Annotated in this window: 29 protein-coding genes; 13 read left to right on the top strand and 16 right to left on the bottom strand. The window is 67.9% G+C overall.

Annotation, left to right across the window (positions count from 1 at the left end; genetic code table 11):
• Positions 1-12: 12 nt before the first annotated feature.
• Together OG874_RS14060 and OG874_RS14055 are read right to left on the bottom strand one after the other, a co-directional pair.
• Positions 13-207, bottom strand: a complete 195-nt coding sequence (locus OG874_RS14060) for a ferredoxin (RefSeq protein ID WP_330255578.1) — start codon at positions 205-207, stop codon at positions 13-15.
• Entirely contained in the window at positions 204-1,640 is a 1,437-nt protein-coding gene (locus tag OG874_RS14055; RefSeq protein WP_442943399.1) for a cytochrome P450, read from the bottom strand. Before OG874_RS14055 ends, OG874_RS14060 begins: the two co-directional genes overlap by 4 nt.
• A 111-nt stretch (positions 1,641-1,751) precedes the next feature.
• Here OG874_RS14055 and OG874_RS14050 point away from each other — a divergent pair, with 111 nt between their 5' ends.
• Complete coding sequence (locus OG874_RS14050) at positions 1,752-2,414, top strand: TetR/AcrR family transcriptional regulator (RefSeq protein WP_330255576.1); 663 nt, start codon at positions 1,752-1,754, stop codon at positions 2,412-2,414.
• Positions 2,415-2,421: 7 nt separating this feature from the next.
• Here OG874_RS14050 and OG874_RS14045 read toward each other — a convergent pair whose 3' ends face one another.
• Entirely contained in the window at positions 2,422-3,468 is a 1,047-nt protein-coding gene (locus tag OG874_RS14045) for an MBL fold metallo-hydrolase (RefSeq protein ID WP_330255575.1), read from the bottom strand.
• 354 nt (positions 3,469-3,822) lie between these two features.
• Entirely contained in the window at positions 3,823-5,061 is a 1,239-nt protein-coding gene (gene mshC, locus OG874_RS14040) for a cysteine--1-D-myo-inosityl 2-amino-2-deoxy-alpha-D-glucopyranoside ligase (protein WP_330255574.1), read from the bottom strand.
• Positions 5,062-5,317: 256 nt separating this feature from the next.
• Here mshC and OG874_RS14035 point away from each other — a divergent pair, with 256 nt between their 5' ends.
• On the top strand, positions 5,318-6,190 hold the full coding sequence (locus OG874_RS14035) for an LLM class flavin-dependent oxidoreductase (protein WP_330255573.1): 873 nt from the start codon (positions 5,318-5,320) through the stop codon (positions 6,188-6,190).
• 106 nt (positions 6,191-6,296) lie between these two features.
• On the opposite strand, the gene OG874_RS14030 is transcribed toward OG874_RS14035, so the two are convergent.
• From OG874_RS14030 to OG874_RS14015, 4 genes are all read right to left on the bottom strand, one after another.
• On the bottom strand, positions 6,297-7,103 hold the full coding sequence (locus tag OG874_RS14030; RefSeq protein ID WP_330255572.1) for an SCO1664 family protein: 807 nt from the start codon (positions 7,101-7,103) through the stop codon (positions 6,297-6,299).
• 3 nt (positions 7,104-7,106) lie between these two features.
• Complete coding sequence (locus OG874_RS14025) at positions 7,107-7,691, bottom strand: DUF3090 domain-containing protein (RefSeq protein WP_330255571.1); 585 nt, start codon at positions 7,689-7,691, stop codon at positions 7,107-7,109.
• A gap of 83 nt (positions 7,692-7,774) precedes the next feature.
• Positions 7,775-8,533 (bottom strand): histidine phosphatase family protein, encoded by a 759-nt coding sequence (locus OG874_RS14020; protein WP_330255570.1) that lies wholly within the window; start codon positions 8,531-8,533, stop codon positions 7,775-7,777.
• 16 nt (positions 8,534-8,549) lie between these two features.
• Complete coding sequence (locus OG874_RS14015; RefSeq protein WP_330257285.1) at positions 8,550-9,479, bottom strand: undecaprenyl-diphosphate phosphatase; 930 nt, start codon at positions 9,477-9,479, stop codon at positions 8,550-8,552.
• Between the two features lie 308 nt (positions 9,480-9,787).
• Here OG874_RS14015 and OG874_RS14010 point away from each other — a divergent pair, with 308 nt between their 5' ends.
• The 5 genes from OG874_RS14010 to OG874_RS13990 all read left to right on the top strand — a co-directional run bounded on the left by OG874_RS14010 (position 9,788) and on the right by OG874_RS13990 (position 14,157).
• Positions 9,788-10,762: an aldo/keto reductase gene (locus tag OG874_RS14010; protein WP_330255569.1), complete on the top strand. Its 975-nt coding sequence runs from the start codon at positions 9,788-9,790 to the stop codon at positions 10,760-10,762.
• Between the two features lie 20 nt (positions 10,763-10,782).
• A complete protein-coding gene (locus OG874_RS14005) occupies positions 10,783-11,823 on the top strand; it encodes a heme/hemin ABC transporter substrate-binding protein (RefSeq protein ID WP_330255568.1) in 1,041 nt (346 codons plus the stop codon).
• Between the two features lie 65 nt (positions 11,824-11,888).
• Positions 11,889-12,962, top strand: coding sequence for a FecCD family ABC transporter permease (locus OG874_RS14000; protein WP_330257284.1), 1,074 nt, complete (start codon positions 11,889-11,891; stop codon positions 12,960-12,962).
• A 92-nt stretch (positions 12,963-13,054) separates the two neighbouring features.
• Complete coding sequence (locus OG874_RS13995) at positions 13,055-13,303, top strand: hypothetical protein (protein ID WP_330255567.1); 249 nt, start codon at positions 13,055-13,057, stop codon at positions 13,301-13,303.
• The gene (locus OG874_RS13990; protein WP_330255566.1) at positions 13,300-14,157 is read left to right on the top strand and encodes a heme ABC transporter ATP-binding protein; all 858 of its coding nucleotides are present in this window, start codon (positions 13,300-13,302) and stop codon (positions 14,155-14,157) included. The genes OG874_RS13995 and OG874_RS13990 overlap by 4 nt, the downstream gene beginning before the upstream one ends.
• An 81-nt stretch (positions 14,158-14,238) precedes the next feature.
• Here the strand turns inward: OG874_RS13990 and OG874_RS13985 are convergent, their stop codons facing one another.
• Positions 14,239-14,727, bottom strand: a complete 489-nt coding sequence (locus OG874_RS13985; RefSeq protein ID WP_330255565.1) for a TIGR03618 family F420-dependent PPOX class oxidoreductase — start codon at positions 14,725-14,727, stop codon at positions 14,239-14,241.
• An 88-nt stretch (positions 14,728-14,815) separates the two neighbouring features.
• Here OG874_RS13985 and OG874_RS13980 point away from each other — a divergent pair, with 88 nt between their 5' ends.
• Positions 14,816-15,226 (top strand): winged helix-turn-helix transcriptional regulator, encoded by a 411-nt coding sequence (locus tag OG874_RS13980; RefSeq protein WP_330255564.1) that lies wholly within the window; start codon positions 14,816-14,818, stop codon positions 15,224-15,226.
• A 130-nt stretch (positions 15,227-15,356) separates the two neighbouring features.
• Here the strand turns inward: OG874_RS13980 and OG874_RS13975 are convergent, their stop codons facing one another.
• Genes OG874_RS13975 through OG874_RS13960 form a run of 4 tightly spaced genes read right to left on the bottom strand, consistent with a single transcriptional unit; the run spans position 15,357 to position 18,702 of the window.
• Complete coding sequence (locus tag OG874_RS13975; protein WP_330255563.1) at positions 15,357-15,707, bottom strand: YrdB family protein; 351 nt, start codon at positions 15,705-15,707, stop codon at positions 15,357-15,359.
• A 10-nt stretch (positions 15,708-15,717) separates the two neighbouring features.
• Positions 15,718-17,811: an MMPL family transporter gene (locus OG874_RS13970; protein WP_330255562.1), complete on the bottom strand. Its 2,094-nt coding sequence runs from the start codon at positions 17,809-17,811 to the stop codon at positions 15,718-15,720.
• Positions 17,812-18,339, bottom strand: coding sequence for a hypothetical protein (locus tag OG874_RS13965; RefSeq protein ID WP_330255561.1), 528 nt, complete (start codon positions 18,337-18,339; stop codon positions 17,812-17,814).
• A 6-nt stretch (positions 18,340-18,345) separates the two neighbouring features.
• Positions 18,346-18,702 carry a hypothetical protein gene (locus OG874_RS13960; RefSeq protein WP_330255560.1) on the bottom strand — a complete coding sequence of 119 codons (357 nt, stop codon included), beginning with the start codon at positions 18,700-18,702 and terminating at the stop codon, positions 18,346-18,348.
• A gap of 260 nt (positions 18,703-18,962) precedes the next feature.
• Here OG874_RS13960 and OG874_RS13955 point away from each other — a divergent pair, with 260 nt between their 5' ends.
• The 4 genes from OG874_RS13955 (at position 18,963) to OG874_RS13940 (ending at position 22,441) form a co-directional block, all read left to right on the top strand.
• Complete coding sequence (locus tag OG874_RS13955) at positions 18,963-19,967, top strand: YncE family protein (RefSeq protein ID WP_442943398.1); 1,005 nt, start codon at positions 18,963-18,965, stop codon at positions 19,965-19,967.
• Positions 19,967-20,215 carry a DUF5703 family protein gene (locus OG874_RS13950; protein ID WP_330255558.1) on the top strand — a complete coding sequence of 83 codons (249 nt, stop codon included), beginning with the start codon at positions 19,967-19,969 and terminating at the stop codon, positions 20,213-20,215. The genes OG874_RS13955 and OG874_RS13950 overlap by 1 nt, the downstream gene beginning before the upstream one ends.
• Positions 20,216-20,219: 4 nt before the next feature.
• Positions 20,220-21,296, top strand: a complete 1,077-nt coding sequence (locus tag OG874_RS13945; RefSeq protein ID WP_330255557.1) for a quinone-dependent dihydroorotate dehydrogenase — start codon at positions 20,220-20,222, stop codon at positions 21,294-21,296.
• Positions 21,297-21,442: 146 nt separating this feature from the next.
• Positions 21,443-22,441, top strand: a complete 999-nt coding sequence (locus OG874_RS13940) for a PfkB family carbohydrate kinase (RefSeq protein WP_330255556.1) — start codon at positions 21,443-21,445, stop codon at positions 22,439-22,441.
• A 32-nt stretch (positions 22,442-22,473) separates the two neighbouring features.
• On the opposite strand, the gene OG874_RS13935 is transcribed toward OG874_RS13940, so the two are convergent.
• Genes OG874_RS13935 through OG874_RS13925 form a run of 3 tightly spaced genes read right to left on the bottom strand, consistent with a single transcriptional unit; the run spans position 22,474 to position 23,425 of the window.
• The gene (locus tag OG874_RS13935) at positions 22,474-22,890 is read right to left on the bottom strand and encodes a hypothetical protein (RefSeq protein WP_330255555.1); all 417 of its coding nucleotides are present in this window, start codon (positions 22,888-22,890) and stop codon (positions 22,474-22,476) included.
• Positions 22,887-23,171 (bottom strand): hypothetical protein, encoded by a 285-nt coding sequence (locus OG874_RS13930; protein WP_330255554.1) that lies wholly within the window; start codon positions 23,169-23,171, stop codon positions 22,887-22,889. The genes OG874_RS13935 and OG874_RS13930 overlap by 4 nt, the downstream gene beginning before the upstream one ends.
• Positions 23,168-23,425 carry a hypothetical protein gene (locus tag OG874_RS13925; protein ID WP_330255553.1) on the bottom strand — a complete coding sequence of 86 codons (258 nt, stop codon included), beginning with the start codon at positions 23,423-23,425 and terminating at the stop codon, positions 23,168-23,170. The genes OG874_RS13930 and OG874_RS13925 overlap by 4 nt, the downstream gene beginning before the upstream one ends.
• A gap of 501 nt (positions 23,426-23,926) precedes the next feature.
• Here OG874_RS13925 and OG874_RS13920 point away from each other — a divergent pair.
• Positions 23,927-25,477: a PfkB family carbohydrate kinase gene (locus OG874_RS13920; protein ID WP_330255552.1), complete on the top strand. Its 1,551-nt coding sequence runs from the start codon at positions 23,927-23,929 to the stop codon at positions 25,475-25,477.
• The last annotated feature ends 37 nt before the right edge of the window (positions 25,478-25,514 follow it).

Raw genomic sequence — 25,514 nt, 5'->3', positions numbered from 1 at the left:
CACATCACAGTCCTAGTCCGGCGCGAGGCCCAAGGCTTCGACCGGGCAGCTATCGACCGCGAGTCGGACATCGGCGAGGTCGGTTTCGGCCACCTCGTCGACCAGCACGCGCACCGTGCCGGTCTCGTCGACTCGAAAGACGTTCGGCAGCAACGCCTCACACATGCCGTGGCCTTCGCAGCGGTCGCGGTCGGCGCTGATTCTCATGCGCTGCGCCGGGTCTCGACGCGGGTGGCCAGGGGGCGCAGGTTGATCGGGAGTCCGTCCAGCGGGATCGGGCCGGTCGCCCAGCCCATGGGCGGGACGTATTCGGCGGGCACGGTCCACTGGTAGCGCAACAGCATTCGATGCATGATCGCCTTGACGGTCATGCCGCCGAAGTACAGGCCGATGCATTTGTGTGCGCCGCCGCCGAATGGCGCCCAGACGTAGCGGTGGGATTTGTCCTCCTGGCGTTCGGCGGTGAAACGCTCCGGGTCGAACACATCGGGATCGTGCCACCAGCGGTCGATGCGCATCGCCGCATGCGAGCTGACGACGACCGTGGTGCCCGCGGGCACGAAGTACCCCTGGATCGCGGTGTCGCGCACCGTCTCTCGAATCTGCTGCCCGACCGGGGAGTACATCCGCAGGATCTCCTTGAACACCAGATCCAGGGCGGGCAGCCGGTCGAGGTCGTCGTAGTCGAGCGAATCCTTGCCGAGCGCTTGCGATTCGGCGCGCAGCCGGTCCTGCCATTCGGGGTGCCGACCCAGCTGATAACCCAGCATCGCCAGGGCGATGGTGCTGGTGTCGTGCGCGGCCATCAGCACGAAGATCAGATGGTCGACGATGTCCTGATCGGTGAAGGTATGACCCTCATCGCTGGCGGTGTGGCACAGCACGCTGAACAGATCATCGCCGGTACCCGCGCGTTTGGCCGGCAGTTCCCTGCGGCAGTAGTCCTCGAGCACCTTGCGCCCGCGCAACCCCTTCGCCCACAGTCCGCCGGGCAGATTCGTGCGTACCAGTGCCTGTCCGCCGAGCACTGCGTCGACGAACGCGCGCTCGAGCCGAGCAGCCTCGGGGCCCAGACGCGCACCCATGAAGACTTCCGACGCCATCCCGAGCAGCAGATGCTTGATAGCCGGGAACAGTTGAAAATCATTGCCCGGCACCCAGTCACGCATGCCGCGCTCGATCGCCGGAGTGGTGATGTCGAGGTAGCCGACCAGGCGGGGCCGGGTGAACGCGTGCTGCAGAATACGCCGGTGATACCTATGCTCGTCGAAATCCCGCAGCAGGATGCCGCCGCGGAAGAACGGGCCGATGAAGAAGTCGTAGCCGTGCTGGGCGGAGTACACCTTGTCCCGGTCGGTGAGTACCTCCTCGATCCCCTCCGGACTCACCACGGTGACCACGCGGCGGCCGAGTAGACCGGTCCACTGCACCGGACCGTACTTCTCGACCCGCCGCCGGGCGAAGTCGAGGTTGTCGGTCATGGCCTCGAGTGCGCGCCCGATCACCGGTAGCCCGTAATCACCTAGTACCGGCCGCAATTCGCTGTTCGCGGGCGGACGGGCGAGAATACGAATCGGCGAGGGATATCGCTCGGCCAGCGCGGCTGCGGCGGACTTGGCCCGTCGGCCAATGGTGGACATCATGATCATCGTCCTCTCGCACCCTTGCGACATCGTGTGATCGTTACCATACCGGAATCAATGGTTTCCGTAAACGGTTGTTTCCTGATTGTGCTGCGGCATACTGGCCCTGTGACACGGGCAGCGACCGGGATCTACCGCGGCACCTCCGCCGAGCAGCGGCGCGAGCAGCGCCGCCGCCGCCTGCTGGACGCGGCGCTCGACATCATCGGCACCCGGGGCTGGGCGAGCACCACGGTGCGCGGGGTCTGCGAACGGGCCAAGGTCGGCCCGCGCTTCTTCTACGAGAGCTTTCCCGACCTCGACGCCCTGGCCGCGGCCGTGCACGACGAGATCATCGATATCGCCGTCCGCAGTTCCCTCGACGCCCTCGCCGCCGCACCCGACGGTATCGCCGCCAAGACGCGCGCGGCGGTCACCGCGATCCTGACCTCGTTGATCGACGATCCGCGCCGCGCCCGCGTCGCCTTCGCCGAGGCCCACGGCAGCGAAACCCTGATGCGCCGCCGCGCCGCCGCCATGCGCACCATCGCCGACGTGGTCGCCGATCAGGAACGCGCACTGCTGGATCCGCCGCCGGGCAGCGACACCCTGGTGCGTGCGGTCTCGCTGATGATCACCGGCGGCGCCGCCGAACTGGTGCTGGCCTGGCTCGACGGCGGCATGGACATCAGCCGCGAGGAACTCATCGACCTGTGCGTCGAATTCGTCCTCACCTTCGCTGACAATCTCACGACCATGGCAACCCGCCTCGCGCCCGGATCAGCTCGCTGAGTGGGGATTACAGCGGGAAGGTCAATCGGTGCGGGCTCAGATAGTCGAGCGGATCGTGCAGCGGGCGGAATTCGGGGCGCTGGTCGACGCTCAGGCGAGCCAGTTCGGCGCGCAGCGGTGCGTCATAGGTGGCGGCCGAAGCCGTGAGACCGGGCAGCCAGTTGTCGTGGTGGCTGGGGACGAACAGCTTCGGGCGGATGGCCTCGATATAGCGGCGGGGGTCGCGCAGGCCATTGGTGATCTGGTTGAAGCCCTGCACCGCGCCGATCTGCAGATCGGTCGGCGGCAGGTCGGCGAACACATCGAAGACCTGCGGGGCCTTCTCGGTGAGCGGACCCGCGGAATCGTGCCACACCAACGAGAATCCGGGCACGCGGAATTGGTAGAGCAGGGTACCGCCCTCCGGGTCACGCAGGCGCGGCGCGCTCTGCAGCACTCCGGCCGGCGACGGTGGATGCCGCACCAGCGCACGCCAATCCGGCCTCGGGAAGAACGGCGCGGACCCGCCGGGGCGCTCCGGTGCGGTGGGGGCGGAATGCACATGCCGGACCGCGGTGATCTGTACCGGCCCGACGCTGAACTCGTGCCGCTCGCCTGGCGCGGAACTCGCGTCCCCGAGCGCGACCGTCCGAAACGTCGGATCGGTCACCTGCGCACGGATATTCACACCGTGATCGGCGGTGCCGTAGACGAGGGCACCCGAGGCCTCGGCGATCCGGCCCGCGTCACCGGCGTGATCGAAATGCCCATGTCCGATGAAGATCGCCGCCGGCGCCAGATCCACCAGATCCTGCGGCGTCGCGGGTACATATCCGGTGCTGGTCAACCGTGGTACCCACGCATCCAACAGAAACACCGCACCGGCCATAGCCAACGCATACGTCGTGCACCCCACCCACGACAGCACCACCCGATCCGCGCGTACCGCCCCGGTATCCGGATCCACGATACCGGCCCCGAAGAACCGCGTCCGCGCCGCGACAGTGCGCGGATCGTCTTGCGCGGCCGAGGCATTCAACCGCCCGGCCGCCAGCCAAGCCCCGGACTCGATCACACCCCCGAACAGTGAGCGCTTACCGATCAGATCACGAGGATGAATGCCGCACACCCGTGTACAACATCACGGATCGAGTTCACGAACAACCTATTCCCGATCCGACGGCATCGCCGTCACCCGGCATGACTGGCGGAACAGACCACGCGTCACCTGCAGGCAACCGCTGGCCTTCTCTTCGAGCATGCTCGTTGTGAGCGTCAGCGGACGCGAGAGTTGAGCGCGCCGCGAGGATCTTCCTACCGTGATCGGCCGGCCAGGCATCCACGGCCAGCGAGGTGATGGCCGGGACAATGCTCCCCACCGCGCTCTGGTCGGCCCGACCGCACTGATACCTCGGGCAAAGGCCGAGGGCTACAGCTGCACCCCGAGCAGTGCGTCGACGGCGGTCGAGACGAGGGCCGGGGCCGCGGCGTCCTGGCCACCGTAGTCGAGGGCCTGTCGGGCCCAGTTGTCGACGGCGGCAAGGGCTTTCGGGGTATCGAGGTCGTCGGCCAGGTGTTGGCGCAGGCGGGCGACGGTGTCCTCGGCGGCGGGGCCGGAAGACAGCGCGATGGCGCGGCGCCACAGGTCGAGGCGGCCCTGGGCCTCGGTGAGGACGGCGTCGGTCCACATGCGGTCCTGGCGGTAGTGACCGGCCAGCAGACCCAAACGGATGGCGGCGGGGTCGACGCCCGCGCGGCGCAGCTTCGAGACCAGCACCAGGTTGCCCTTGGACTTGGACATTTTCTCGCCGTCCAGGCCGATCAGACCGGCGTGGACGTAGTGGCGGGCGAAACGGCGGCCCGCGATCAGGGCCTCGGCGTGCGCGGCGGAATACTCGTGGTGCGGGTAGATCAGGTCGCTGCCGCCGCCTTGGATGTCGAATTCGGGGCCGACGCGATTGAGCGCGATCGCCGAACACTCGATATGCCAGCCGGGGCGGCCGGCGCCGAACGGAGCTGGCCAGGACGGCTCGCCGGGGCGGGCGGCGCGCCACAGCAGTGCGTCGATGGTGTCGTGCTTGCCGGGGCGATCCGGGTCGCCGCCGCGCTCGGCGAACAGGCGGTCCATGGTTTCGCGGTCGTAGCCGGATTCGTAGCCGAACTGTTCGTTGGCGTCGGCCCGGAAGTAGATATCGGGGAACTCGGGGTCGTCGACGGTGTACGCCGCGCCCGAGGCCAGCAGCTTCTGCACGAATTCGACGACCTCGTCGACGGATTCGATGGCGCCGATGTAGTCGCGCGGCGGCACGATGCGCAGTGCCGACATGTCCTCGCGGAACAGGTTGATCTCGCGGGTGCCCAGATCACGCCAATCCACACCGTCGCGGGCGGCGCGCTCGAACAGCGGGTCGTCGACGTCGGTGACGTTCTGTACGTAGTGCACCTCGTGGCCTGCATCGCGCCAGAGCCGGTTGACCAGGTCGAAGGTCAGGTAGGTGGCGGCGTGCCCGAGATGGGTGGCGTCATAAGGGGTGATCCCGCAGACGTACATGGTGGCCGTAGGACCCGGGGTCACCGGGCGAACCTGCCGGTCGGCGGTGTCGTACAACCGCAACGGTGGCCCTGCTCCGGGAATGGTGGGAAGGGCGGTATCGGACCAGGACTGCATGATTCGAGGGTAAAGGTGTGGCGGCGGCCATTGCGCCGCACCCTGCCCGCAGCGGTAGGTTTGCTGGTGTCGACCCCGGATCTGACCTGGCCCGATGCCGCAAAAGTCGGATGTCAATCGTTCCACGCTGGCAGAGCGAATTGCGCTCAGTGGCACAGGTCACTCGCGGGCGTCCAGTTTGTTCGCGGCCGCGCCGTAGCCGAACGGCGAGCAAATCCCCGGCGGTCGCATGATGGATCCGCGCTAGGTTGGTCGAGTGACTGTTCTCGGTGCGGTGTCGTTGCCCCAAATCTCCCCCGAACATGTGGCGGCCGTGGCGGCCGTGGCCGAAGACAGCGGGCTCGACGAACTGTGGCTCTGGGAGGACTGCTTCTGGGGCGGTGGAATCGCCACCGCCGCAACGGTATTGGCGCGGACCGAGCGGATCCGGGTCGGCATCGGGGTGATGCCGGTGCCGCTGCGCAACGTGGCGCTGACCGCCATGGAGGTGGCCGCGCTGCTGCGGCTGCATCCGGGACGGGTGATCCCCGGATTCGGGCACGGTGTGCAGGACTGGATGGGACAGGTCGGTGCCCGCGTCGAATCGCCGATGACGCTGTTACGCGAATACCTCGGCGCGCTGCGCGGCCTGCTCAACGGTGAGAAGGTCAACACCACGGGTCGGTACGTGCGGCTCGACGATGTCGCCCTGGACTGGCCGCCGACCGCACCGCCGCTGCTGGCGGCCGCCGCGACCGGCCCGCAGACACTGCGCCTGTCCGGCGAACTCGCCGACGCTACCATCCTCACCTCCCGCACCACCCCCGACGGTGTCCGCGCCGCCCGCACGCTCATCGACGAAGGCCGGGCGAAAGCCGAACGCACCGAACCGCATCGGGTCATCGTCTACCTGCTCGCCGCCACCGGCCCGGACGCCGCCGACCGCCTGGCCGCCGCCCAGCAACGCAACGCTGGCGACCACCCGCCCGAAGCGGGCGTGGCCGGCGATGCCGAGGCCATCGCCGACGCGGTCCGCCACTTCGCCGCCGCGGGCGCGGACACCGTCGTTCTCGAACCCACCGACGACGACCCGGACCTCATCGAATTCGTCCGCTTCATCGGCGCAGAAGTCCGCCCACTGCTGAACTGACAGTTCGCCAGCGTCGGTCTGCCGTACTGGCGCGGGATGCGCGGAAACCGTGGCGTGTATGTCGGCACTCGATGCAAGACGGCATCACCCGCCGATCGCGGGTCGATCAGAACGCGGGCCACGGGATCGGGCGCGAGGTGCGCGGCATCGGCATCACCGGATCGTCCAGCAATTCCCGCGTGCGGTCGGCGAGCGCCTCGATCTCCGCGTCGGTCAGATGCGATGCCAGCTCGTCGGCGACCACGCCGGGCAGTTCCTCGGCGAACGCGGCGACATCGGCCATCAGTCCGTCACTGATCGGCTTGCCCGCCCAGCCCCACAGCACCGTGCGTAGCTTGTGTTCACTGTGCAGGCAGATGCCGTGATCGACACCGTAGACCTGACCATCGGTGCCCTCCAATGCGTGCCCGCCCTTGCGGTCGGCATTGTTGAGCAGCACATCCAGCACCGCCATCCGCTGCAGCCGAGGATCGTCGGCGTGGATCAGCGACACCTCGTTGCCCGCCTCGTCCTGGGCGCGCAACACCTCACAGAACCCGTCCGGCACCGCGCCCAATGGCACCAGATCCACCAGATCGAGCCGGTTGCCCTGGTCGGTGTGGTTGTCGACCGCCTGCACCCAGCGCTGCACCATGCCCGGCCCATATGGGCCCTCACGCAGGATCGTCTCCGGAATGACACCCCAGCCGAGCGCGTGCGACACCCGATACGACGCCACCTCGCGACCGGCGAGCGTGCCGTCCGGGAAATCCCACAGCGGCCGCTCACCGCGCACCGGCTTGTAGACCACCCGCACCGGCGCGCCATCGGGCCCGGTGGTGCCGTCCGCATCGCAGACCAGGGTGACATTGCTCGCGGTCGTCACCCGCCCGATCACCGTCAATTCTGCGGTGTGCCACCGAGGCTCGGCCACCGGCTACTCCTCTAGCTCGGCCGCGCCGAAGATATCCCCGCGCTTGTATCCGTTGGTTCGCACACACATATGCCCGCGCGGCGACAGCGGCTCCCCGCACAGCGGACACGGCGGACGACCCGCCGCGATCACCCGGGTGGAGCGCAACGCGAACTCCCGCGCCTGAATCGGGGTCAGGAACACCCGTACCGCGTCCGGGCCCTCCTCGGTATCGTCGAGCACCACCGACTCGTCGACCTCGGTCTCGGTGATCGCCAGCAACTCCACCACCACCGCGCCCGCGTCGGCGTCCCAGCCCAGGCCCATGGTGCCCACCCGGAATTCGGCGTCGATCGGCGTCACCAGCGGGTCGCTGTCGGCGATGTCCTCGGCTTGGGGCGGCACCTCGGCGCCGAAGCGGCGTGCGACCTCGTCCAGCAGCAGACCCATGCGGTCGGCGAGCACCTTCACCTGTTGCTTCTCCAGCGCTACGCTGACCACCCGTGGTTCCTGCACGGCCTGCAGGTAGAACGCGCGATCGCCCGGCTCACCGACCGTCCCGGCGACAAAACGATCGGGGGTGCGAAATACATGGATTGCGCGAGACATCTGCACCTCCTGATACGTGACCCTGATCGACTACCCACAGTGCTGGAATCCGCAACACGCCACCTACCCGTTTACAAGGAATCTCACAGCTCCGCATTCCCATTATCCGCACTCGGGGTACCACCAAGCTCACCACCGGGAACCGGACCCGAGGTGTCGACCGGTTCGGGCGGCGTGGGCGTCGAGGAATCCGACGCGGTCCGTTGTGGTCTGGTTGCGGCCAACCCCGACAGGTCGGTGCCGGTGTCATTGAGCCGCACCACATACGGCGCGGTCGGGGTGTAGCGCACGATACTGATCGAGGCGGGCTCCACCACGATGCGCTGGAAACCGTCGAGGTGGATGCCGAGCGCGTCGGCGAGTATGGATTTGATCACGTCACCGTGTGTGCATGCCACCCACAGCACGTCGTGACCGGCCTGCTCGGCGAATCGGCGATCGTGCTCGCGGACCGCGGCGACGGCGCGGGCCTGTACCTGCGCCAGCCCTTCCCCGCTGGGGAAGACCGCGCCGGAGGCGTGCCGCTGCACCACTTTCCACAGCGGTTCGGTGAGCAGGTCGGCGATCGCCTTGCCGGTCCAGTCGCCGTAGTCGACCTCGATCAGCCGGTCGTCGTATTCCGGTTCCAGGCCGAGCTTTTCCGCCAGCGGACCCACCGTTCGCTGACAGCGCAACAGCGGCGAGTGCACGATGTGCTCGATCGGCAGTGTCGCGAGTCGATCGGCGACGGCGCGGGCCTGGGCGTTGCCGTGCTCGGTGAGATCGACGCCTGCGCTGCGCCCGGCCAGGGTGCGGGCGGTATTGGAGGTCGAAACACCGTGCCGCAGCAGGATCACCGTCATGGCACCAGCCTAACGATCATGTCGCCGACACCACCCCGCCCGCGAGCAGGCCCATGACGGTCAGACCGAGCACGATGCGGTAGCCGACGAACCAGTCCAGCGAATGCTTGCCGACGAACTTCAACAGCCACGCCACCGAGGCATAGCCGACACCGAACGCGAGGATCGTCGCGACCAGCAGTTGCGGCCCGCTGGCATTGAGCCCCTCACCTGCCGGTTCGAATGCGTCGGGCAGACTGAACAGACCTGAGGCGGTCACCGCGGGAATGGCGAGCAGGAACGAGAACCGCACGGCCGCTTCGCGCTCCAACCCCAGGAACAGACCCGCCGTCGCGGTCGCCCCGGAACGCGACACACCCGGGATCAGTGCCAGGCATTGGGCGAAGCCCATGATCAGCCCGTCCCGGGTGGTCAACTGCTCGAGCGGGCGGATCTTGCGCCCGTAGTACTCACCGGCGGCGATGACCAGCGCGAACGCGATCAACATGAACGACACCAGCCACAGATTGCGGGCTCCGGTGCGGATCTGGTCCTTGAACAGGAATCCGAGCACACCGATCGGGATGGTCGCGATGATCACATACCAGCCGATGCGGTAATCGAGTTCGCGCTGGGCCCGCTCGTCGAGCACACGCGCATGCTCGGCCGTGATGACCGGCAGCTTCATGGTGGGCTGGTCGTGCAGCGGCAGGTCGGGCGCACCGCGTTTGGTCAGCCGCTCACCCACGCCCGCGAACCAGGCCAGCACGATCCGCCAGATGTCCTTGGCGAAGAACACCAGCACCGCCGCCTCGGTGCCCAACTGGGTCACCGCGGTGAACGAGGCGCCCGCGTCGTCGCCGAAGAACACCGCCGACACGATGCGCAGATGCGCCGAGGAGGAGATCGGCAGAAACTCCGTCAGCCCCTGCACCAGACCGAGTATCAAGGCCTGCACCCAGGTCATCGACTCGCCGACCACGAACCGCCTCCACTTCCGCCCGAAATACGTATTCCTACTGGGCAATTGGTCCGGCGGCCGGTCGCGTCACCGTGACCACCGCCGCAATCACGCAGCGACAGTACAGTGTCGAGACCACGGCGGCGTGCCCGGCTGTTGCGCTGCTGGCCACCGCACGCGCATTCGCGCCGGGTGAGCGCGGTTTTCGCGCTCGAACTCGCCGCCGCCGATCCGCGACCCACTGAGCTGGTGGGCATCGAGTTTGGGTATACACACTCTAGGCTTGGCGCCGTGACGAATGCGCGGACACGGTGATGGAACAGCGGACGGTCGGCCGCAGCGGCCTACGGGTGTCCAGGATAGGACTGGCGACCCACACCTGGGGGACCCACACCGATAACGACGAGGCGGCGGTGCAGCTGGTGGCGTTCGCCGAGGCGGGCGGCACGCTGGTCGACACCTCCCCCGCCTACGCGGGCGGTGTGGCACAACGGATTCTGGCCGAACTGCTCGGCGATCTGGTCTCGCGCGACGATCTGGTGCTCAGCGGCTGCGCGGGTGTCGCGCCGCGGGGCACGCCCGCGCCCGCGGGACCGGGCGTGCCCACTCCACCGCTGGCGCGCCCGGCGGTGGATACCTCGCGCCGTGCGCTGCTGCGCCAGCTCGATCGGACCCTGCTCGAACTGGGCACCGACTACCTCGACATCTGGCATGTCGCCGCCTGGGATCCGGCGACCCCGCTCGACGAGGTCGCCGCCACCCTCGAATTCGTGGTGCGTTCCGGGCGGGTCCGCTACGCCGGGGTGCGCGGTTTCAATGCCTGGCAGGTCGCCAGCCTCGCCGCGGTCGCGCCGATCACCGTCGCGCAGACGCCGTATTCGCTGCTGGCTCGCGATACCGAAACCGATTTCCTGCCCGCCACCCATCATCACGGTGTCGGGCTGATCGCGACCGCACCGCTGGCCGGGGGCATCTTGACCGGCAAATATCGTGACGGGGTGCCCGCCGATTCACGCGGGGCGGACGAGGCGACGGCCGCCGAGATCCGGCACCGGCTCGACGATCGCGCGACCCGGGTGGTCGATGCCCTGGTCACCGCCGCCGACGGGCTGGCCACCTCGCCACTGGCGGTCGCGCTGGCCTGGATCCGGGACCGGCCCGGCATCGCGAGCATGATCGTTGGCGCCCGCGATATCGGGCAGCTCACCGGGGTGCTTGCCGCGGAAACCCTCGAACTCCCGCGCGCCATCGCGGCCGCGCTCGACGACGTGAGTGCACGCACGGAATGACGGTGGCTAGCCTTACCTGCATGAGGTTTCTCGACCGTGTCCGATCCGGCGGGGCACGTTCCCTCCTGGCCGCGCTGGCGTTGACCCTGCTGCTCGGTTCGGCAGCCTGCGGCACCGACAGCGACGACACCGCGACCGGCGGACGTGGACCGGCGACCGCGAAACTGGAGAACCTGGATCCGGTACCGATCGGCCCCGAACCCACACCCACCCTGCCGGTGACCGTGCGTTCGTTCGACGGTGCGGACGTCACCGTGACCGACGCCGGCCGGATCATCGCCGCCGACCGCTACGGGACTCTCGCGCAGACGGTGTGGGCACTCGGCATGGGCGACAAGCTCGTCGGCCGCAGCACCGCTGCCGCGTTCCCCGCCGTCGCTGCCGTGCCGAACGTCACCGGCGGCAGCGGCTCGCTGAACGTGGAATCCGTTCTGGCGCTGCGTCCTTCGGTCTTTCTCACCGACAGCACCAGCGCCGCGCCACAGGTGCGTGAGCAGTTGCGTGCGGCCGGGGTCACGGTCGTCTACTTCGACCCGCAGCGCACGATGGACGGGGTGGTGCCGCAGATCGAGGCCGTGGCCGCGGCACTCGGTATTCCCGACCGCGGCCAGGCTCTGGCCCAGCGCACCCGCGACGAAATCGCCGCGGCAAGCGCGGCGGTGCCCACCCAGGACAAGCCGCTCACCATCGCATTTCTCTACCTGCGCAGCACCGCGATCACCATGCTCGCCGGCCCTGGTTCCGGCGCGGACGCGCTCATCGAAGCGCTCGGCGCGCGGGACGCGGGCACCGTGGCCGGGCTGAAAGAACCGTTCGTCGCGATCACCAGCGAGGGCATGATCGCGGCCGCGCCGGATGTGCTGCTGGTCATGTCCGATGGTCTGAAGTCCGTCGGCGGCGTCGACGGACTGGAAAAGGTGCCCGGCATCGCGCAAACCCCCGGCGGCCGCAACAAGCGGGTGGTCGATATGTCCGACGCGGTGGTACTCAGCTTCGGCCCGAACACCGGCCGCGTCATCGCCGCCCTGAGCGAGGCCGTGTACGGCGCCAAGCCCGCATGAGTCACGCGCCACGACATCGCGATCGGCCCGTGCTGGCGAATGCTGCGACCGCGACCGATTCGGCGATGCCGCACAGCCCGCATCCGGTCGCGCCGAAATCGCGGGGGCGGTCGCGGATCACGATCGTATTCGCGGTCGCGGTGGCCGCGTTGGTGTTGTTGGCGTTGGCTTCGGCGGCGATCGGGCAGGTGCCGACGACGCCCGCCGAGGTGGCGGGCAGTGTGCTGCACCGGATCGGGTTGGCGTGGGGGCCGATGCCCGCGCATCCGGCGGGTGAGGTGACGCTGTGGGAGGTGCGGTTTCCGCGGGTGGTGCTGGCGATGCTGGTCGGGGCGGCGTTGGCGACAGCGGGTGCATTGTTGCAGGGGGTGTTCGCGAATCCGCTCGCCGAGCCGGGTGTGATCGGGGTGTCGGCGGGGGCGGCGGTCGGTGCGGGCACGGTGATCGTGGTGGGTGGCGCGTTCGTGGCGGCATGGTCGGTGGCGGCGGCCGCGTTCGTGGCGGGGCTGCTGACGACGTTGCTGGTGTATATGTTGTCGCGCTCGAACGGGCGCACCGAGGTGGTCACGCTCGTGCTCACCGGTGTCGCGATCAACGCCTTCGCGGGCGGACTGATCGCGTTGCTGCTGTTCGTCGCCTCCCCAGCTGCCCGGGACCAGATCGTGTTCTGGCAGTTGGGCAGTCTCAACGGAGCCACCTGGGACGCGGTGCGCGTCGTCGCTCCGCTGAGCGCGCTGGGCATCCTCGCCGCGGTCCTGATCGCACCACGCCTGGACCTGCTCGCCCTCGGTGAATCCGCCGCCCGCCACCTGGGCGTCGACGTGGAACGTTTGCGGCGCAATGTCATCGTCGTGGTCGCGGTGCTCGCCACCGCGGGCGTCGCCTTCACCGGCATCGTCCTGTTCGTCGGCCTGATCGTGCCGCATCTGGTCCGCATGCTCGTCGGCCCCGCCCACCGCACCCTGATCCCATTGAGCGCCATCGTCGGCGCGGTCGTCCTGCTCGCCGCCGACGTCGGCGCCCGCTCTCTCGTGCACAACGCCGACCTGCCCCTCGGCATGCTCACCTCCCTCATCGGCGGCCCCTTCTTCTTCTGGCTCCTGCGCCGCACCCGCGCCCGTGCCGGAGGCTGGGCATGAGCTGCGAACCAGCTTCGCCCAGACGGGCTTTCGGCCCGCCGCGGACTCTTCGCCGCGTGTGCCGGGGCGCTGCCGGTGTCGCGTTCGGGGATGTGAGCGCTGCGCATGTGCGGTCCGGGTCGGTGTACGCATCGACGATCGACCTGCACCGCAGCGCCGAGGTGATGACGGGTGCCGCGCGAAGCATCGAAGCCGATGGTGCCGCGCGACAGCGTGATCCGGGAACGCGCGCCGAAGTGCAGCAGGCGATCGCCCGGGCAGCGGGCTCCGGGACGCACGGTGAAGGCCGGGTGTGCGTGCACACATTGCCGATACCGCAGCCGCGCGGGGTGCGGGGATGAGCGGGGTGGTGGCGGGGTTGAGTTCGGTGTTCGCGCGGACGCATGAGGTGCCGGCGGCGCCGGAGCCGGGGGCGGTGACGCTGCGGGCAGTGGGGGTGAGCGTTGATCGGCGGGGGGCTTCGGGGGCGCGGCGGGTGCTCGAAGGCGTCGACTTCGATGTGGTCGCCGGTGAGATCGTGGCGTTGGTCGGTCCGAATGGTGCGGGGAAGTCGACGCTGTTGGCGGCGCTCGCGGGTGAACTCGAGCCGAGTGCGGGCGCGATCGAGTTGGATGGGCGCGCGCTCGCGCATTGGTCGCCGGTGGATATGGCACGTCGTCGTGCGGTGCTGCCGCAGAGCCATACCGTCGGGTTTCCGTTCACCGCACGCGAGGTGGTCGCGATGGGGCGCGCGCCGTGGGTGCGCACCGAGCGGCGTGAACTCGATGAGGAGCGGATCGCCGCCGCCATGGCGGCCGCTGATGTGGAACACCTTGCCGCGCGGTCGTTTCCGACGCTCTCGGGTGGCGAACGCGCGCGGGTCGCGCTGGCCCGCGTGCTCGCCCAGGACACCGGCACCCTGCTCCTGGACGAACCCACCGCCGCCCTGGACCTGGGCCACCAGGAAGCGGTGCTGACCCTGGCCACCGCCCGGGCCGCCGCGGGCGCGGCCGTCGTGGTCGTCCTGCACGACCTCGGCATCGCCGCCGCCTACGCCGACCGCGTCGCCATCCTAGAATCCGGCCGCATCGCCGCCGACGGCCCACCCCGCAAAGTCCTCACCACCGCACTACTCACCCGCGTCTACCAACATCCGGTAGAGGTCCTCGACCATCCGATCACCGGCGCCCAACTGGTCCTCCCGGTCCGCCGCTGACCACATCGTGGGTCGAGTCGCATACCCCAACGGCTCGCAAGGTGCACACGCTGCACGACCGGCAGGCCAGGCCACGATCGATCAGTGTTCGGCGACGAGAGTGTCTCCGTAGAGCTTGGATACCTGAAGTCTGATCACGAGCCGGTTGTCCTCGACCATGTTCTTCAGGAAGGTCGCTTCGTCATCGGGATTGTCGAATTCAGGGAACATCGCCAGCATTTCGCGGCCGACGGGGTCGCCGGGGACGGTGCTGACCGGTGAGATTTCGGCGGCGCCCTCGGCAACTGCGAAGGTGAGCTGGTCGAGGCTGCTCACGTAGAGCGCGGTATGCGGATTCCGGGCGAGCTGGCGCACTTTCACGCGATCGGCGGTGGAACCGATCGAGACCACGCGTGTGACCGGATTCCACTTGTAGGCAACTGTCGATAGATGCGGATGACCATCGCGCTTGATGGTGGCCAGCGCCCCCATGCGATGGACACCGAGGAATTGTTCCACCCTCTCGGTGGACAGCCGTGTCGGTGCCGCTCCGCGGCCTGGTTCGTACGACGATTCCTGGATGTCGGTCATGGGCCGAACCCTTCCACTGTCATGGTGCATTATTTGTTACTGAGTGCATGATCTGTGACGATCGCGGTGAGTGGAAGGAGGCACTTTCATGTCCCAGAGGCACACCGATGTTCCGTCGCAGGTCGAACCAGCCGGCGGTGACGACCGGGTGGACTCTTCTGTCGACCAGGCGTGTTCAGTGCTGGAAGTGCTCAATCGGATCAGCGGCAAATGGGCTATCGGGATCTTGCTGCTGACCACGCAGCGGCCGATGCGATTCACTGAGCTCGAGCGTGAAGTCACCGGAATCAGTCGGCGAATGCTGACCTTGACGCTGCGCAATCTCGAACGCGACGGCCTGCTGATCCGGACGGTCTACCCGACGGTGCCACCCAGAACCGAATACGAGGCCACCCCCATGGCCCGAGAGCTCTATCGGACGTTGCTGGCGTTGACCGGCTGGGCCGACCGGCACCGACACGAGATCGCTTCGGCGCGCAAAACCTTCGACGAGCAATGACCGGCACCCGGATGGTCCGGCCAGCGCACTGAATTCTGCTGGTGCCGAGTCCAATACGGCCTGGCCGGCCGCAATGATCGCCCCGAGCCCGGGATCGTGGTGCGGTCGATCTGGCGCGCCGCATCCACCGCTAGGCCTGTTCCCACAGCAACCGGAGCGCGCCGTTGACCGCCCATACGGCGAAGAACACGATCCCCGCGCCCGGCGTCCACGCGAACCCGATCAGCACCGCGGCGCCGCCGAACCACACGATCTCCAACAACAAACGCCACGCACCGGTCAGCGGGAAGCGCGCGTTCTTGCCGCCGCCCGCGGCGAACAGCGCCCACACCGCGATGAACACCGCGGGTGCGCCGATTCCGGCGACGACACACACGATGGGGTGTGCGTCCAGGGTGAAGCCCCAAACAGCCGCTCCGGCAAGCACGCCCAGCTCCAACAGGAACATCAGGGCCAGATTCGCGCCCTTGATCACAGCCATCGATGACTCCTCAACGCCAGACCAGCTTCAACACCGCGGGCGTCAACAGCATGCGAACCACCGACGCGTCCAGGACCAGCGCCGCGATCATGCCGTAGGCGATGTATTTCATCAGCACCAGGTCGGAGAAGCCGAACGCACCGGTCACCACGATGAGAATCGCTGCCGCGGAGGTGATCACCCCACCGGTATGGGCGATGCCGTACCGGATGGCCTCCGGCGCCGACGCACCGTCCGCGCGCGCCTCGGCCATGCGCGAGAGCAGGAACACCTCGTAGTCGGTGGACAGCCCGAACACCACCGTCACGATCAGCGCCAACACCGCGAACATCAGCGGCCCGGGTGTGAAGTGGAAGATCCCCGCACCGTGCCCCTCGACGAAGACCCAGGTGAGCACCCCGAGCGTGGAGGCCAGACTCAACGCGCTCATCAGCACGGCCTTGAGCGCCAGCACGATCGAACGAAACGCCAGATACAGCATCCCCAATGCCGCCGCCGCCAGCAGCGCCACCAGCAGCGGCAGGCGCACGAGCAATCCGTTGATGCTGTCGCGCTCGAGCGCGGGCACCCCGGCCACCATGATGTTCACCCCCGAGGGTTCCGGAATGGCTCGCAGCGCATCGATCACGGTATCCGCGTCCCGCTTGTCGGCGAGACCGGCGTTGAGCACATTGATCCCGTCCTTGGTCGGTGCACCCGGTTCGAAACGTCCCGTCAACCCGGGAATCTGGCTCGCCTCGTAGCGAATATCACTGAGCTGTTGCGGATTCGCGCCCACCACAACGAGTTTGATCGGCTCGGTACGGAAGCTCGGGAACAACTCGTCGAATCGCTCCTGCGCGACGCGCGCCGGATTCTCCTGCGACAGATAGCGTTCGCTGATCCCGCCGAACTCGATATTGTGGATCGGGATGATCAACGCGAGTAGCCCGAGCACGATCGGTACCACCACCGCCCACGGCCGCCGCATCGCCCGCGTCGCCAGCCGGGAGAAGAATCCGGCGTCGATCTGCGCCTCGGTCTTGGTGCGCGAGAAGCGCTGCCAGCCCCACAGGTCGATCCGCCGCCCGACGATACTCAGCACCGCGGGCAGTGCGGTCACCGACAGCAACGCCGCCAGCAGCACCGAGCTGATGCCGCCGTAGGGCACCGACCGCAGCACTCCGTTCGGGAAGATGAACAGCGCGGCCAGGCTGATCGCGATGATGCCCGCCGAGAACAGCACGGTGCGTCCGGCGGTGGCGACGGTGCGCGCGGTCGCCTCCTCCACACTGTGCCCGGCCGCGAGTTCCTCGCGGAACCGGGTCACCGTGAACAAGCCGTAGTCGATCGCCAGCCCCAGACTCACCAAAGTGACTACCGCACTGGCGAATACGTTCACATCGATGTGATCGGTGAGCACCCGGATGGTGCCCTGGGTGCCCAGCACCGTCATACCGCCGATCAGCACCGGCAGCAGCGCCCCGATCACCCCGCCGAAGACGAAATACAGCAGGATCGCCACGATCGGCAGCGCGATGATCTCGGCGCGGCGGATATCGTCCTGCATGCCCTGATTGATGCCCTCGACGATGGGCTGCAATCCGGCCAGCTGCACCGTGGTGCCGCCCGGCCCGCCGCCCGCGCGTCCCGCGCCGAGCTCCGCCTTGATCGCGGCGTAGTTCTCCACCGTCGTGGTGCCCTCCCCGCGCAGCCCGACGCTGGCGAAGGCGTGGGTGTGCGAGGCGTCGGTGGCCTGGGCGGCGAAGGGGCTGTCCCAATAGCTGTCGATCTTGAGGATCCGGTCGGGGTGCTCGGCGAGCAGCTGCTTCAACATGCTGGTCACCGCGGCGCGCAGGCTCGGGTCGTCGACCGTTGTCCCGGCGGGCGCGGTGTAGAGCAGGATGATGTCGCTGTCGGTGTCGCGGCCGAAGGTGGCGTCGGCGATCTTGGACGCGGTGACCGATTCACTGCTCTCGTCGAACCAGCCTTCCTGGGTGAGCTTGTCCGCGAGATCGCGCCCGTACCAGCCCGAAAGCAGCACCCCCACAATCGCTATGCCCAGCACGAGGTAGCGGTGGCGGTGGATGAACTGTCCCCACCGCAGCGAACCGGATTCGATCATCTAGCCGCAGGCCGCGGTGCGGTAGTCGGCCGAGCGCAGGATGCCGCACAGATCGGTGCGTGAGATCTTCCATTTGCCGTCGAGCAGCACGAAATGGACGACCGTGGTGCGCACGGCGGTGCCGGTGCCGTCCTTGTCCAGCCGCATGGTCGCGGTCAGGGTGCCGTCGCGGTTGTCGAAGACCGGGTCGGTGACGCCGTAGATGGCGCGCGGGTTGTCCTGCAGCGCCCGGTACATGTCCGGGATGGCGTCGCGGAAGGCCTGGCCGTCCTCGATGAGGTCGGTGCGTTCGGAGTCGGGCAGCGCCGGATCCAGGGCGCGTTTGATCTGGGTGTCGAGTTCGGCGGCGGACGGCAGTGGCCGGTGCGCGGCGCTCGAGGAGGCCGCGACCGAGGAGGACAGCGACGCGTTGGCCGAGGAGCGCGCGGCATCGACCGCGGCCTCGTCCGGGCCCGTGCTGCAGGCCGAGGCCATGGCGACGAGGGCGGCCGCGGTCAGCGCGGTACGGGCGAATCGTGTGGTTGGCATCACCATCTACATACCATCAATGACGGAACTGATCCGTCCCAGCAGGGCGCGCACGGTTGTCACGTCACGGTCCACGGCCGACTCGACCGGCTCCGCGTCCGGGATCATGTCCCGCACCAGCGCCACCACGCTGCGTTCGTCGTCGAGATCGATATCGGTGGCCCGTGCCTGCGCGATCGCGACGACATCCTCTGGTCCGGGCACGTCACTGTCCAGGTCGGCGCGGTAGATCTCCAGCACCACGGTGGATCGCACCGTGCGAAAGGCGTAGGGCCTGCCATCGGCCGTGGTGCCGAAACCATGAGCAAACGGACCAACGGTTATGTCATCGATGGCAAATCCCGACGGATGGTCGGCTTTCAACCGGATCTCCCTGAGTTGGACATTGTTTCAACTCAACCGTAACCCCGATCACCGACATTCTCCGTCAGCCACCACCCCCGGTCGGCTCATACCGTGCGCCATCATGGTCAGATGGTGCGGTAGCCGATGATTCGTCATAGTAAGGAGTTCGGTGGATGCGCCCTCGTGGCTGTCTTGGATGGGCGAGGTTCGCGGGGCCCTCCGTGGTCACGCTCCACCGCCGGGCTCCCGCATTGCTCGCGAGCGTGGCGGTGCTGACGATGATGACCGGATGTTCCGCCGGCTCCGATAGCGACAAACTGGAGACCAGACCGGCGGCCACCGCGGCGATCGCGCCTGTCGAGAGTACGCGTCCTGCGGGAGATGTCTCCGGGCTCGCGAACCCGATCGGCGGGCTGTTGGCCGAGACGGGTACCGGGCAGCTGGTCGCGCTGGAGTCGAGCAGCGAAACGAGCACGATCCTTTTCGTCATCGACCCGACGACACTCACCCGCGTCGACCCGTCGGGCGTTCCGGACCTGGGCATGAGCACCCTGCTGTTGCCCGCCCACGGAGCGGGTCTGGCGCAGGGCAAACCAGGCGAAGTGCTGGTTCCCGGGTCCGGGCGGATCATGCGCGTCGACATCGCAACCGGAACCGTCACCGACGTACCCGTAGACGGCGACGCACGGTCGGTCCTGCGCCGCGAGGACGATACCCTCGTCGTCGGCACCGCGGACGGCAAGGTCCGCGTCCTCGCCCCCGACGGCAAGGTCACCGACACCGTATCCGGCCTCGCCTCGGCCGATGCCCTGGCCCTGACCGGCGACCACGTCTCCGTGCTGGACCGCCGCCAGACCTCCCTCACCCAGCTCGACCTCGGCAAAGAGCGCCTCGGCCTGGCCCTGCGCGCGGGCGATGGCGCCACCAACCTGATCACCGACCCGTTCGGCCGCATCACCGTCACCGACACCGCCGGTGACGAACTGCTGGTCTACACGGCCGGACCGCTCGTACTGCGTCAGCGATTCCCGGTAGGATCGTCGCCTTACGCGCTTGCCTACGATCCGGGGTCGGACACCGTGTGGGTGACGTGTACGCAGAGCAACGAAGTCGTCGGATTCGACCTGTCGACGGGTATACCGAAAGAAGTAGGCCGTTACCCGACGGTGCGGCAGCCGAACTCGGTGACCATCGACGAGCACACCGGTGACCTGTTCGTCGGTTCCGCGACCGGGGACGGTCTGCAACGGATCCGCGCGGACCAGCGGAAGAAAGGGCAGTGATGGCGCCACAACACCCGCGCGCAGCGCTACCGGCGAGCTGGGAAACCACCAGTGACGACTACGAATACGTGCCGCTGCGGCTGCCACCCGAGGTGACGCGGGTGACGGCGACGATGCGACTGGCCATCCAAGCCGAATTCGGCGGTTGGGAACTGTCCCGTGTGCGGGCCTATACCGACGGTAGTCGGCGGGTGCTGCTGCGCAGGCGAAAAACCGCACTACTACCGCAGCCCGAACCGGGAATGTGAGGCCATGTATTCACTGCTGCTGCGCCTGATGTTCCTGCTGCCGCCGGAGCGCATCCATCACCTGGCCTTCACGGCCATGCGGCTGGCGGCCCGGTTCGCACCGTCGCGCTGGGTAATGACGAAGGTCCTCACCACCGACGACCCCATCCTGCGCAACCACGCCTTCGGCATCGACTTTCCCGCGCCGCTCGGCCTGGCCGCCGGATTCGACAAGAATGCCGACGGTGTCGATGCCTGGGCCCCGCTCGGATTCGGTTTCGCCGAGATCGGGACCGTCACCGCACAGTCGCAGCCCGGCAATCCCGCACCACGGCTGTTCCGGTTGCCCGCCGACCACGGGCTGATCAACCGGATGGGCTTCAACAATCACGGCGCCGCCGCCGCGGCCGAACACCTGCGCGCGCGCCGTGGCGGGGTGCCGATCGGTGCGAATATCGGCAAGACGAAGATCGTCGAACCCGTCGGCGCCGCAGCCGATTACGCCGTCAGTGCCGCACTGCTCGGCCCCCTTGCCGACTTCGTCGTCGTCAACGTCAGCTCTCCCAACACCCCCGGCCTGCGCGATCTGCAGGCCGTCGAATCCCTGCGCCCGGTCCTGCAGGCCGTACTCGACAGCGTCGAGGTCCCGGTGCTGGTCAAGATCGCCCCCGACCTGTCCGACGACGACGTCGACGCGGTTGCCGATCTCGCCGTCGAACTCGGCCTCGCGGGCATCGTCGCCACCAACACCACCATCCGCCGCGACGGCCTGCGCACCGACCCCGCCGAGGTTTCCGCCATGGGCGCGGGCGGCCTGTCCGGCCCGCCGGTCGCCGACCGCTCCCTGGAGGTCCTGCGCCGCCTCTACCGCCGCGTCGGCGACCGCCTCGTACTGATCTCCGTCGGCGGCATCGAAACCGCCGACCAGGCCTGGGAGCGGATCCTCGCCGGCGCCACCCTGCTGCAGGGCTACACGGGCTTCATCTACGGCGGCCCGTTCTGGATGCGCGAGATCCACCGCGGCCTGGCGCAGCGCTTGCGCGCGGGCGGATATCACTCGATCGCCGAGGCGGTCGGGGCCGAGCACGTCGCGCACACCTGATTCCACCCGCGTGGCACGCGATGCGTCGTTGCGCGCCATGCCATTTCGCGATGCGAAAGCGGTCGAGCGGATGCTTCGCCGGTCCCGACGGCCTATTCTGGTGTGCGGCAGGACAAATCGCTGCGGTACGCGGAGGGGGACGGCGGATGGCCGACTCGTTGTCGCCGGACGACGCCGCCGCTGGCTCGGATCGGCGACCCGACGCAGGCGTGGTCACCGTCATCGGGGCCGCTGTGGTCGACCACATCTACCGCGTGGATCACATTCCCGCACCCGGTGAAGCGGTGCCGGGAAATTTCGAGGCACACGCGGGCGGAAAAGGACTCAATCGAGCCGTCGCGGCCGCCCGGCTCGGACTCACCGTCAGACTGATCTCGGCGGTCGGCGATGACGACGGCGGCCGGATGATCCTGGACTATCTGCGGGCCGAGAACATCGATGTGGACCTGGTGAAGGTGATTCCAGGTGCACAGACCGAGGCGACCGCAGTGGTGATCACCAGTACCGGCGTACCCGCCATCATCGGGTGTCAGAACGACCGTATCCGGCTCACCGCCCACGACGTGCGTCGACCGATCGTGCACGCCGCGATCACTTCCTCGGATGCGTTACTGCTCACCTTCGAGCCACCCGTCGCGGTGATCGAACAGGTGTTGACCACCGTGCGCCACCAGCGCGACCGCCCGCTGATGATCGTGCATCCCTCGCCCACGCTCGTCCGGCCGCAGTACCTCTACCCGTACCTCGACGCCGTCGACTACCTCACGGGCTCGACAGTGGATCTGCACGGCATGCTGCCCGACAGTGCGAACCCGACCGCGGACATCGCCCAGCACCTGCGGGCACGCGGCGTGCGAGCGGTGTGCGCGGTCGAGAATTTTCGCTGTCGAGTGTGGTCGGATCTGGTGAACGTCGAAACCCCGCCGTTCCCTGTTGTTCTCGCGGGTTCGCCGGGCGCGCACGCGGCCTTCGCGGCCGCACTGGTGTCGCGCCTGCTGCCCTCACGGCGCGCCGCGCGGGCGGAGGACTACACATGGGCGTGCGCGGCGATGGTCGCGACCCAATCGTTCGGCGATGTTCCCGGTGCCATGCCGCGCGTCACCGATGTCGACGACATCGCCCGGATGGTCTCGGAGGACTGGTGACACCGCGCTGCGCGGCATCGCGTGCACTACCGCTATCCGTAGACGTGCGGCGGCCTGTTGGTGTGCACCGACATTCGATGCGACCGGCAGCTCGGCCCGGACGAGATCGCACCGCCGGGTGCGGTATCGCTGCCCTGCCCGGGCCCGTCGTGTTGTTCCCCGAGCCGGGCCATGATCCGCTTGGACAGCAGAATCACGGCATGCTCCCAGATGATGCCCAACGTATCGGCTCGGTCACCGGCCTCGGCGTGCGCACGACGGTCGTGCACGATGTCCGGGTCGCTGAGGATCTCGTCGAGTTCCATCCCCGCTATGGCCTGCGCTCTGGTCAATCGCCGGTCGGGTAGCCAGCTCAGCCGCCACACCGCGGCACCGGGTCCGCCCGCGCGGTAGGCCGATTCGGGAGATATGTCGCTGATCATGGTCCATTCGGTGGCCTTGACGGTCATGGGTGCCTCCGGTGTAGCAGTTCGAGCCCGATGAGCTCGAGGGGTATTCCGAGTTGCCCGGCGCAGATCAAGGCCCGTGCTCGGACCGTCGGGTCGTGCCGGAAATCCTGGGTGCTGAAGATCTCTGCGAGATCCATCCCCGCCAATGCCTGTTCGTGGGTGAGCAGCCGGTCGGGCAGCCAGCTCAGCCGCCACGACTTGGCCCACGTGCCCGCCAACCGATCGGCGGATTCGGCCGTGCTGTCGCTGGTCATCGACCAGCGGTTTACGTGAATGGTCACGAATGCCTCCTGTCGAGCATCCGTTGGTGCAACAGCTGCAGGGCCTGCCGCACGGTGATTCCGAGTTGATCGGCCCGCGTCTGTGCGTCGTGGTCCGATGCCGAGTCCGGATGGCTCAGGATTTCCTGCAATTCCATTCCGGCCCAAGCCTGTTCGCGGGTGAGCTGAGTGGGCAGCCAGCTCAGTTGCCATGCCGGTTCGTCACGGCCCGCCACCTGCCACGCCCACTCGTCGGGGGTGAGGTTGCTGGTCATCGACCGGCTGCTTGCGTAGATCACGGCAGTCTCCACGGGGCGCAGGAGTGTCGTCGAACGACCGCTGACCGGGTTTTGGGTGCACTGAACCGAGCCGAACCGGTGTGCTCGGTCGGCCGTGGTCTTGCTGCTCTCGGTGCTGCGGAGCGGGCGACGAAATGTGGCTGTTTTCGGTGCGGACCATCCAGGCGAACGCGTGGACGCTTGCCTAGACCGTGACGCCGTTCGGCTCCAATTCGGTGTCGGGCGCTGCGGGCCGACGCTGTTTACGCCGCCGGACTTGCCGTATCAGGAGAATCACTCTCATCACCAGGGCCCTCCCGAGTCATCTGGTGGGGCGATCCAATCGCCAAACCTAGTGTGGCATTTGCCCTTCATTGAGGTCAATTGCCGATGTAGGTTGGTAATTGCCGGTTCTCGCTGGCGCTAAACCCGCCGACCCGGGCAATCGCGACATCGGCACAACGAATCGGCAACAACCACGCGGAGGATGATTTCGCCATGGTGCGGCAAGACGAGCGCACGGTCGCCATCCGGGGCATTCTCATGCGGCTGTGCAAGCGCTCGGGTCTGAGCTCGGATCGATTGCGGACCACCGAGATCGACGTCTCCCCCCTACTGGACCTGCTCATCGTGCAGCAATACGCCCACCGTTCCAGGGTATCGCCGGAGGAGGCGGTGCTGCCCGTGGTGCGCGATATGGCACGGCAGCTGGATCCGACCGATCGGCTCATCGTCGACGCCGCGCTGTCGTTGGGCCTGCTGCGCGAAAAGCCGCCCACGGGTATGGATCTCGACCGCTTCTACGCATCCGACCTCGGTGAACGGCGCGAGTATCTGACCGAGCACTGGCATTCACTGCACGAGGCGCTGTGGACCGACCGCATCCCGCCCGCGCCGACCGTGCGATCGCTGCGCGCGGCCCCCGAGCGTCGCGCGTTCACCGCCTTGGCGGAGAATCTGGCTGCGGGCTCCGCCCTGCCTTCCGGCGTTATCCACGGTGGCATGCCGACATCGAAACCTCTTGTACTACTACCGAATTCGCAGCAGCGTCCCGGTGTGATCACGGTCATCGGCGATGCCGTCATCGATCACACCTACCGGGTGGACCACATGCCGGGGCCCGGCGTCTCCGCACGTGGGCGATTCGAGGAGAGCCTGGGCGGCAAGGGACTCAATCGTGCGATCGCCGCGGCCCGCCTCGGCCTCGAGGTTCGCTTCATCACCGCGGTCGGCGACGATGCCGCGGGACGGCGCATCATCCAATTCCTGCGTCGGGAGAATGTCGGCACTGAACTGGTGAAGGTGGTTCCCTACACCACGACTCCGGTCGCCGCCGTCATCATTACCGCCAGCGGGATGGCATGCACCATCGGTCGCGAGGAAGACGACGAGGTCAAGCTCAATCAGGAGGATCTGCGTCGGCCGGAGGTACAGACAGCGATTACCGTCTCGGACGCGGTGCTGCTGACCTTCGAGCCGCCACCCATGGTGATCGAGCGGGTGATGGCGATGATCCGCGCCGCGCCCGACCGGCCGAAACTACTGGTCCAGCCCACTCCGAAGGTCAACACGCCGCAATACATCTATGAATACTTGCGCATCACCGACTACCTGATCGGCACCCGGCGCGAGTTGGGTGAGTTGGTGCCCGACATCTACCGCAGCTCCGGCCCCGACGACCGGGCTGTCGAACCGGATTTCGATGGGGTTATCGCGCCGCGGCTGCGCGCGCTCGGCGTGCACAATGTCTGCGCGGTAGAGGGTTTCGAATGCCGCGTCCGCTCGGCGACCGTGAATCTCGACATTCCTCGACCACCGGCGGCCATGCTCGAGGACTCGGCGGGTGCCAGAGCCGCCTTCGCGGCGGCGCTGGCATATCGCGTGGTGACCAACCACCGCCAAGCCGATCAGGACGATTTCGAATGGGCGACAGCCGCGGCGAGCACGACACAGTCGTTTCGCGACGTCGCCGCCGCGATGCCGCGCGCGAGCGAGGTCGACCGCATCATGCAGTTGCCGCCCAATGGGACCGCGACGGGCAGTCCTTGAGCGATCGTCCCGGTGTCGCGCGAATCTCGTTGCCGGA

The organism is Nocardia sp. NBC_00565 (assembly GCF_036345915.1).
Lineage (GTDB): Bacteria > Actinomycetota > Actinomycetes > Mycobacteriales > Mycobacteriaceae > Nocardia.
This window is presented reverse-complemented; position numbering and strand designations above follow the sequence as displayed.

What these genes read in the sequence shown, in the direction of transcription:
- mshC (WP_330255574.1), bottom strand. Translation starts at nt 5,061, where the DNA reads ATGCAGTCCTGGTCCGATACCGCCCTTCCCACCATTCCCGGAGCAGGG.
- OG874_RS14010 (WP_330255569.1), top strand. Translation starts at nt 9,788, where the DNA reads ATGGAACAGCGGACGGTCGGCCGCAGCGGCCTACGGGTGTCCAGGATA.
- OG874_RS14060 (WP_330255578.1), bottom strand. Translation starts at nt 207, where the DNA reads ATGAGAATCAGCGCCGACCGCGACCGCTGCGAAGGCCACGGCATGTGT.
- OG874_RS14005 (WP_330255568.1), top strand. Translation starts at nt 10,783, where the DNA reads ATGAGGTTTCTCGACCGTGTCCGATCCGGCGGGGCACGTTCCCTCCTG.
- OG874_RS13935 (WP_330255555.1), bottom strand. Translation starts at nt 22,890, where the DNA reads ATGACCGTCAAGGCCACCGAATGGACCATGATCAGCGACATATCTCCC.
- OG874_RS13945 (WP_330255557.1), top strand. Translation starts at nt 20,220, where the DNA reads ATGTATTCACTGCTGCTGCGCCTGATGTTCCTGCTGCCGCCGGAGCGC.
- OG874_RS14020 (WP_330255570.1), bottom strand. Translation starts at nt 8,533, where the DNA reads ATGACGGTGATCCTGCTGCGGCACGGTGTTTCGACCTCCAATACCGCC.
- OG874_RS14055 (WP_442943399.1), bottom strand. Translation starts at nt 1,640, where the DNA reads ATGTCCACCATTGGCCGACGGGCCAAGTCCGCCGCAGCCGCGCTGGCC.
- OG874_RS14000 (WP_330257284.1), top strand. Translation starts at nt 11,889, where the DNA reads ATGCCGCACAGCCCGCATCCGGTCGCGCCGAAATCGCGGGGGCGGTCG.
- OG874_RS13980 (WP_330255564.1), top strand. Translation starts at nt 14,816, where the DNA reads ATGTCCCAGAGGCACACCGATGTTCCGTCGCAGGTCGAACCAGCCGGC.
- OG874_RS14015 (WP_330257285.1), bottom strand. Translation starts at nt 9,479, where the DNA reads ATGACCTGGGTGCAGGCCTTGATACTCGGTCTGGTGCAGGGGCTGACG.
- OG874_RS13955 (WP_442943398.1), top strand. Translation starts at nt 18,963, where the DNA reads ATGATGACCGGATGTTCCGCCGGCTCCGATAGCGACAAACTGGAGACC.
- OG874_RS13975 (WP_330255563.1), bottom strand. Translation starts at nt 15,707, where the DNA reads ATGGCTGTGATCAAGGGCGCGAATCTGGCCCTGATGTTCCTGTTGGAG.
- OG874_RS13920 (WP_330255552.1), top strand. Translation starts at nt 23,927, where the DNA reads ATGGTGCGGCAAGACGAGCGCACGGTCGCCATCCGGGGCATTCTCATG.
- OG874_RS13990 (WP_330255566.1), top strand. Translation starts at nt 13,300, where the DNA reads ATGAGCGGGGTGGTGGCGGGGTTGAGTTCGGTGTTCGCGCGGACGCAT.
- OG874_RS13985 (WP_330255565.1), bottom strand. Translation starts at nt 14,727, where the DNA reads ATGACCGACATCCAGGAATCGTCGTACGAACCAGGCCGCGGAGCGGCA.
- OG874_RS13950 (WP_330255558.1), top strand. Translation starts at nt 19,967, where the DNA reads ATGGCGCCACAACACCCGCGCGCAGCGCTACCGGCGAGCTGGGAAACC.
- OG874_RS13925 (WP_330255553.1), bottom strand. Translation starts at nt 23,425, where the DNA reads ATGACCAGCAACCTCACCCCCGACGAGTGGGCGTGGCAGGTGGCGGGC.
- OG874_RS13940 (WP_330255556.1), top strand. Translation starts at nt 21,443, where the DNA reads ATGGCCGACTCGTTGTCGCCGGACGACGCCGCCGCTGGCTCGGATCGG.
- OG874_RS13970 (WP_330255562.1), bottom strand. Translation starts at nt 17,811, where the DNA reads ATGATCGAATCCGGTTCGCTGCGGTGGGGACAGTTCATCCACCGCCAC.
- OG874_RS14025 (WP_330255571.1), bottom strand. Translation starts at nt 7,691, where the DNA reads ATGTCTCGCGCAATCCATGTATTTCGCACCCCCGATCGTTTTGTCGCC.
- OG874_RS13965 (WP_330255561.1), bottom strand. Translation starts at nt 18,339, where the DNA reads ATGCCAACCACACGATTCGCCCGTACCGCGCTGACCGCGGCCGCCCTC.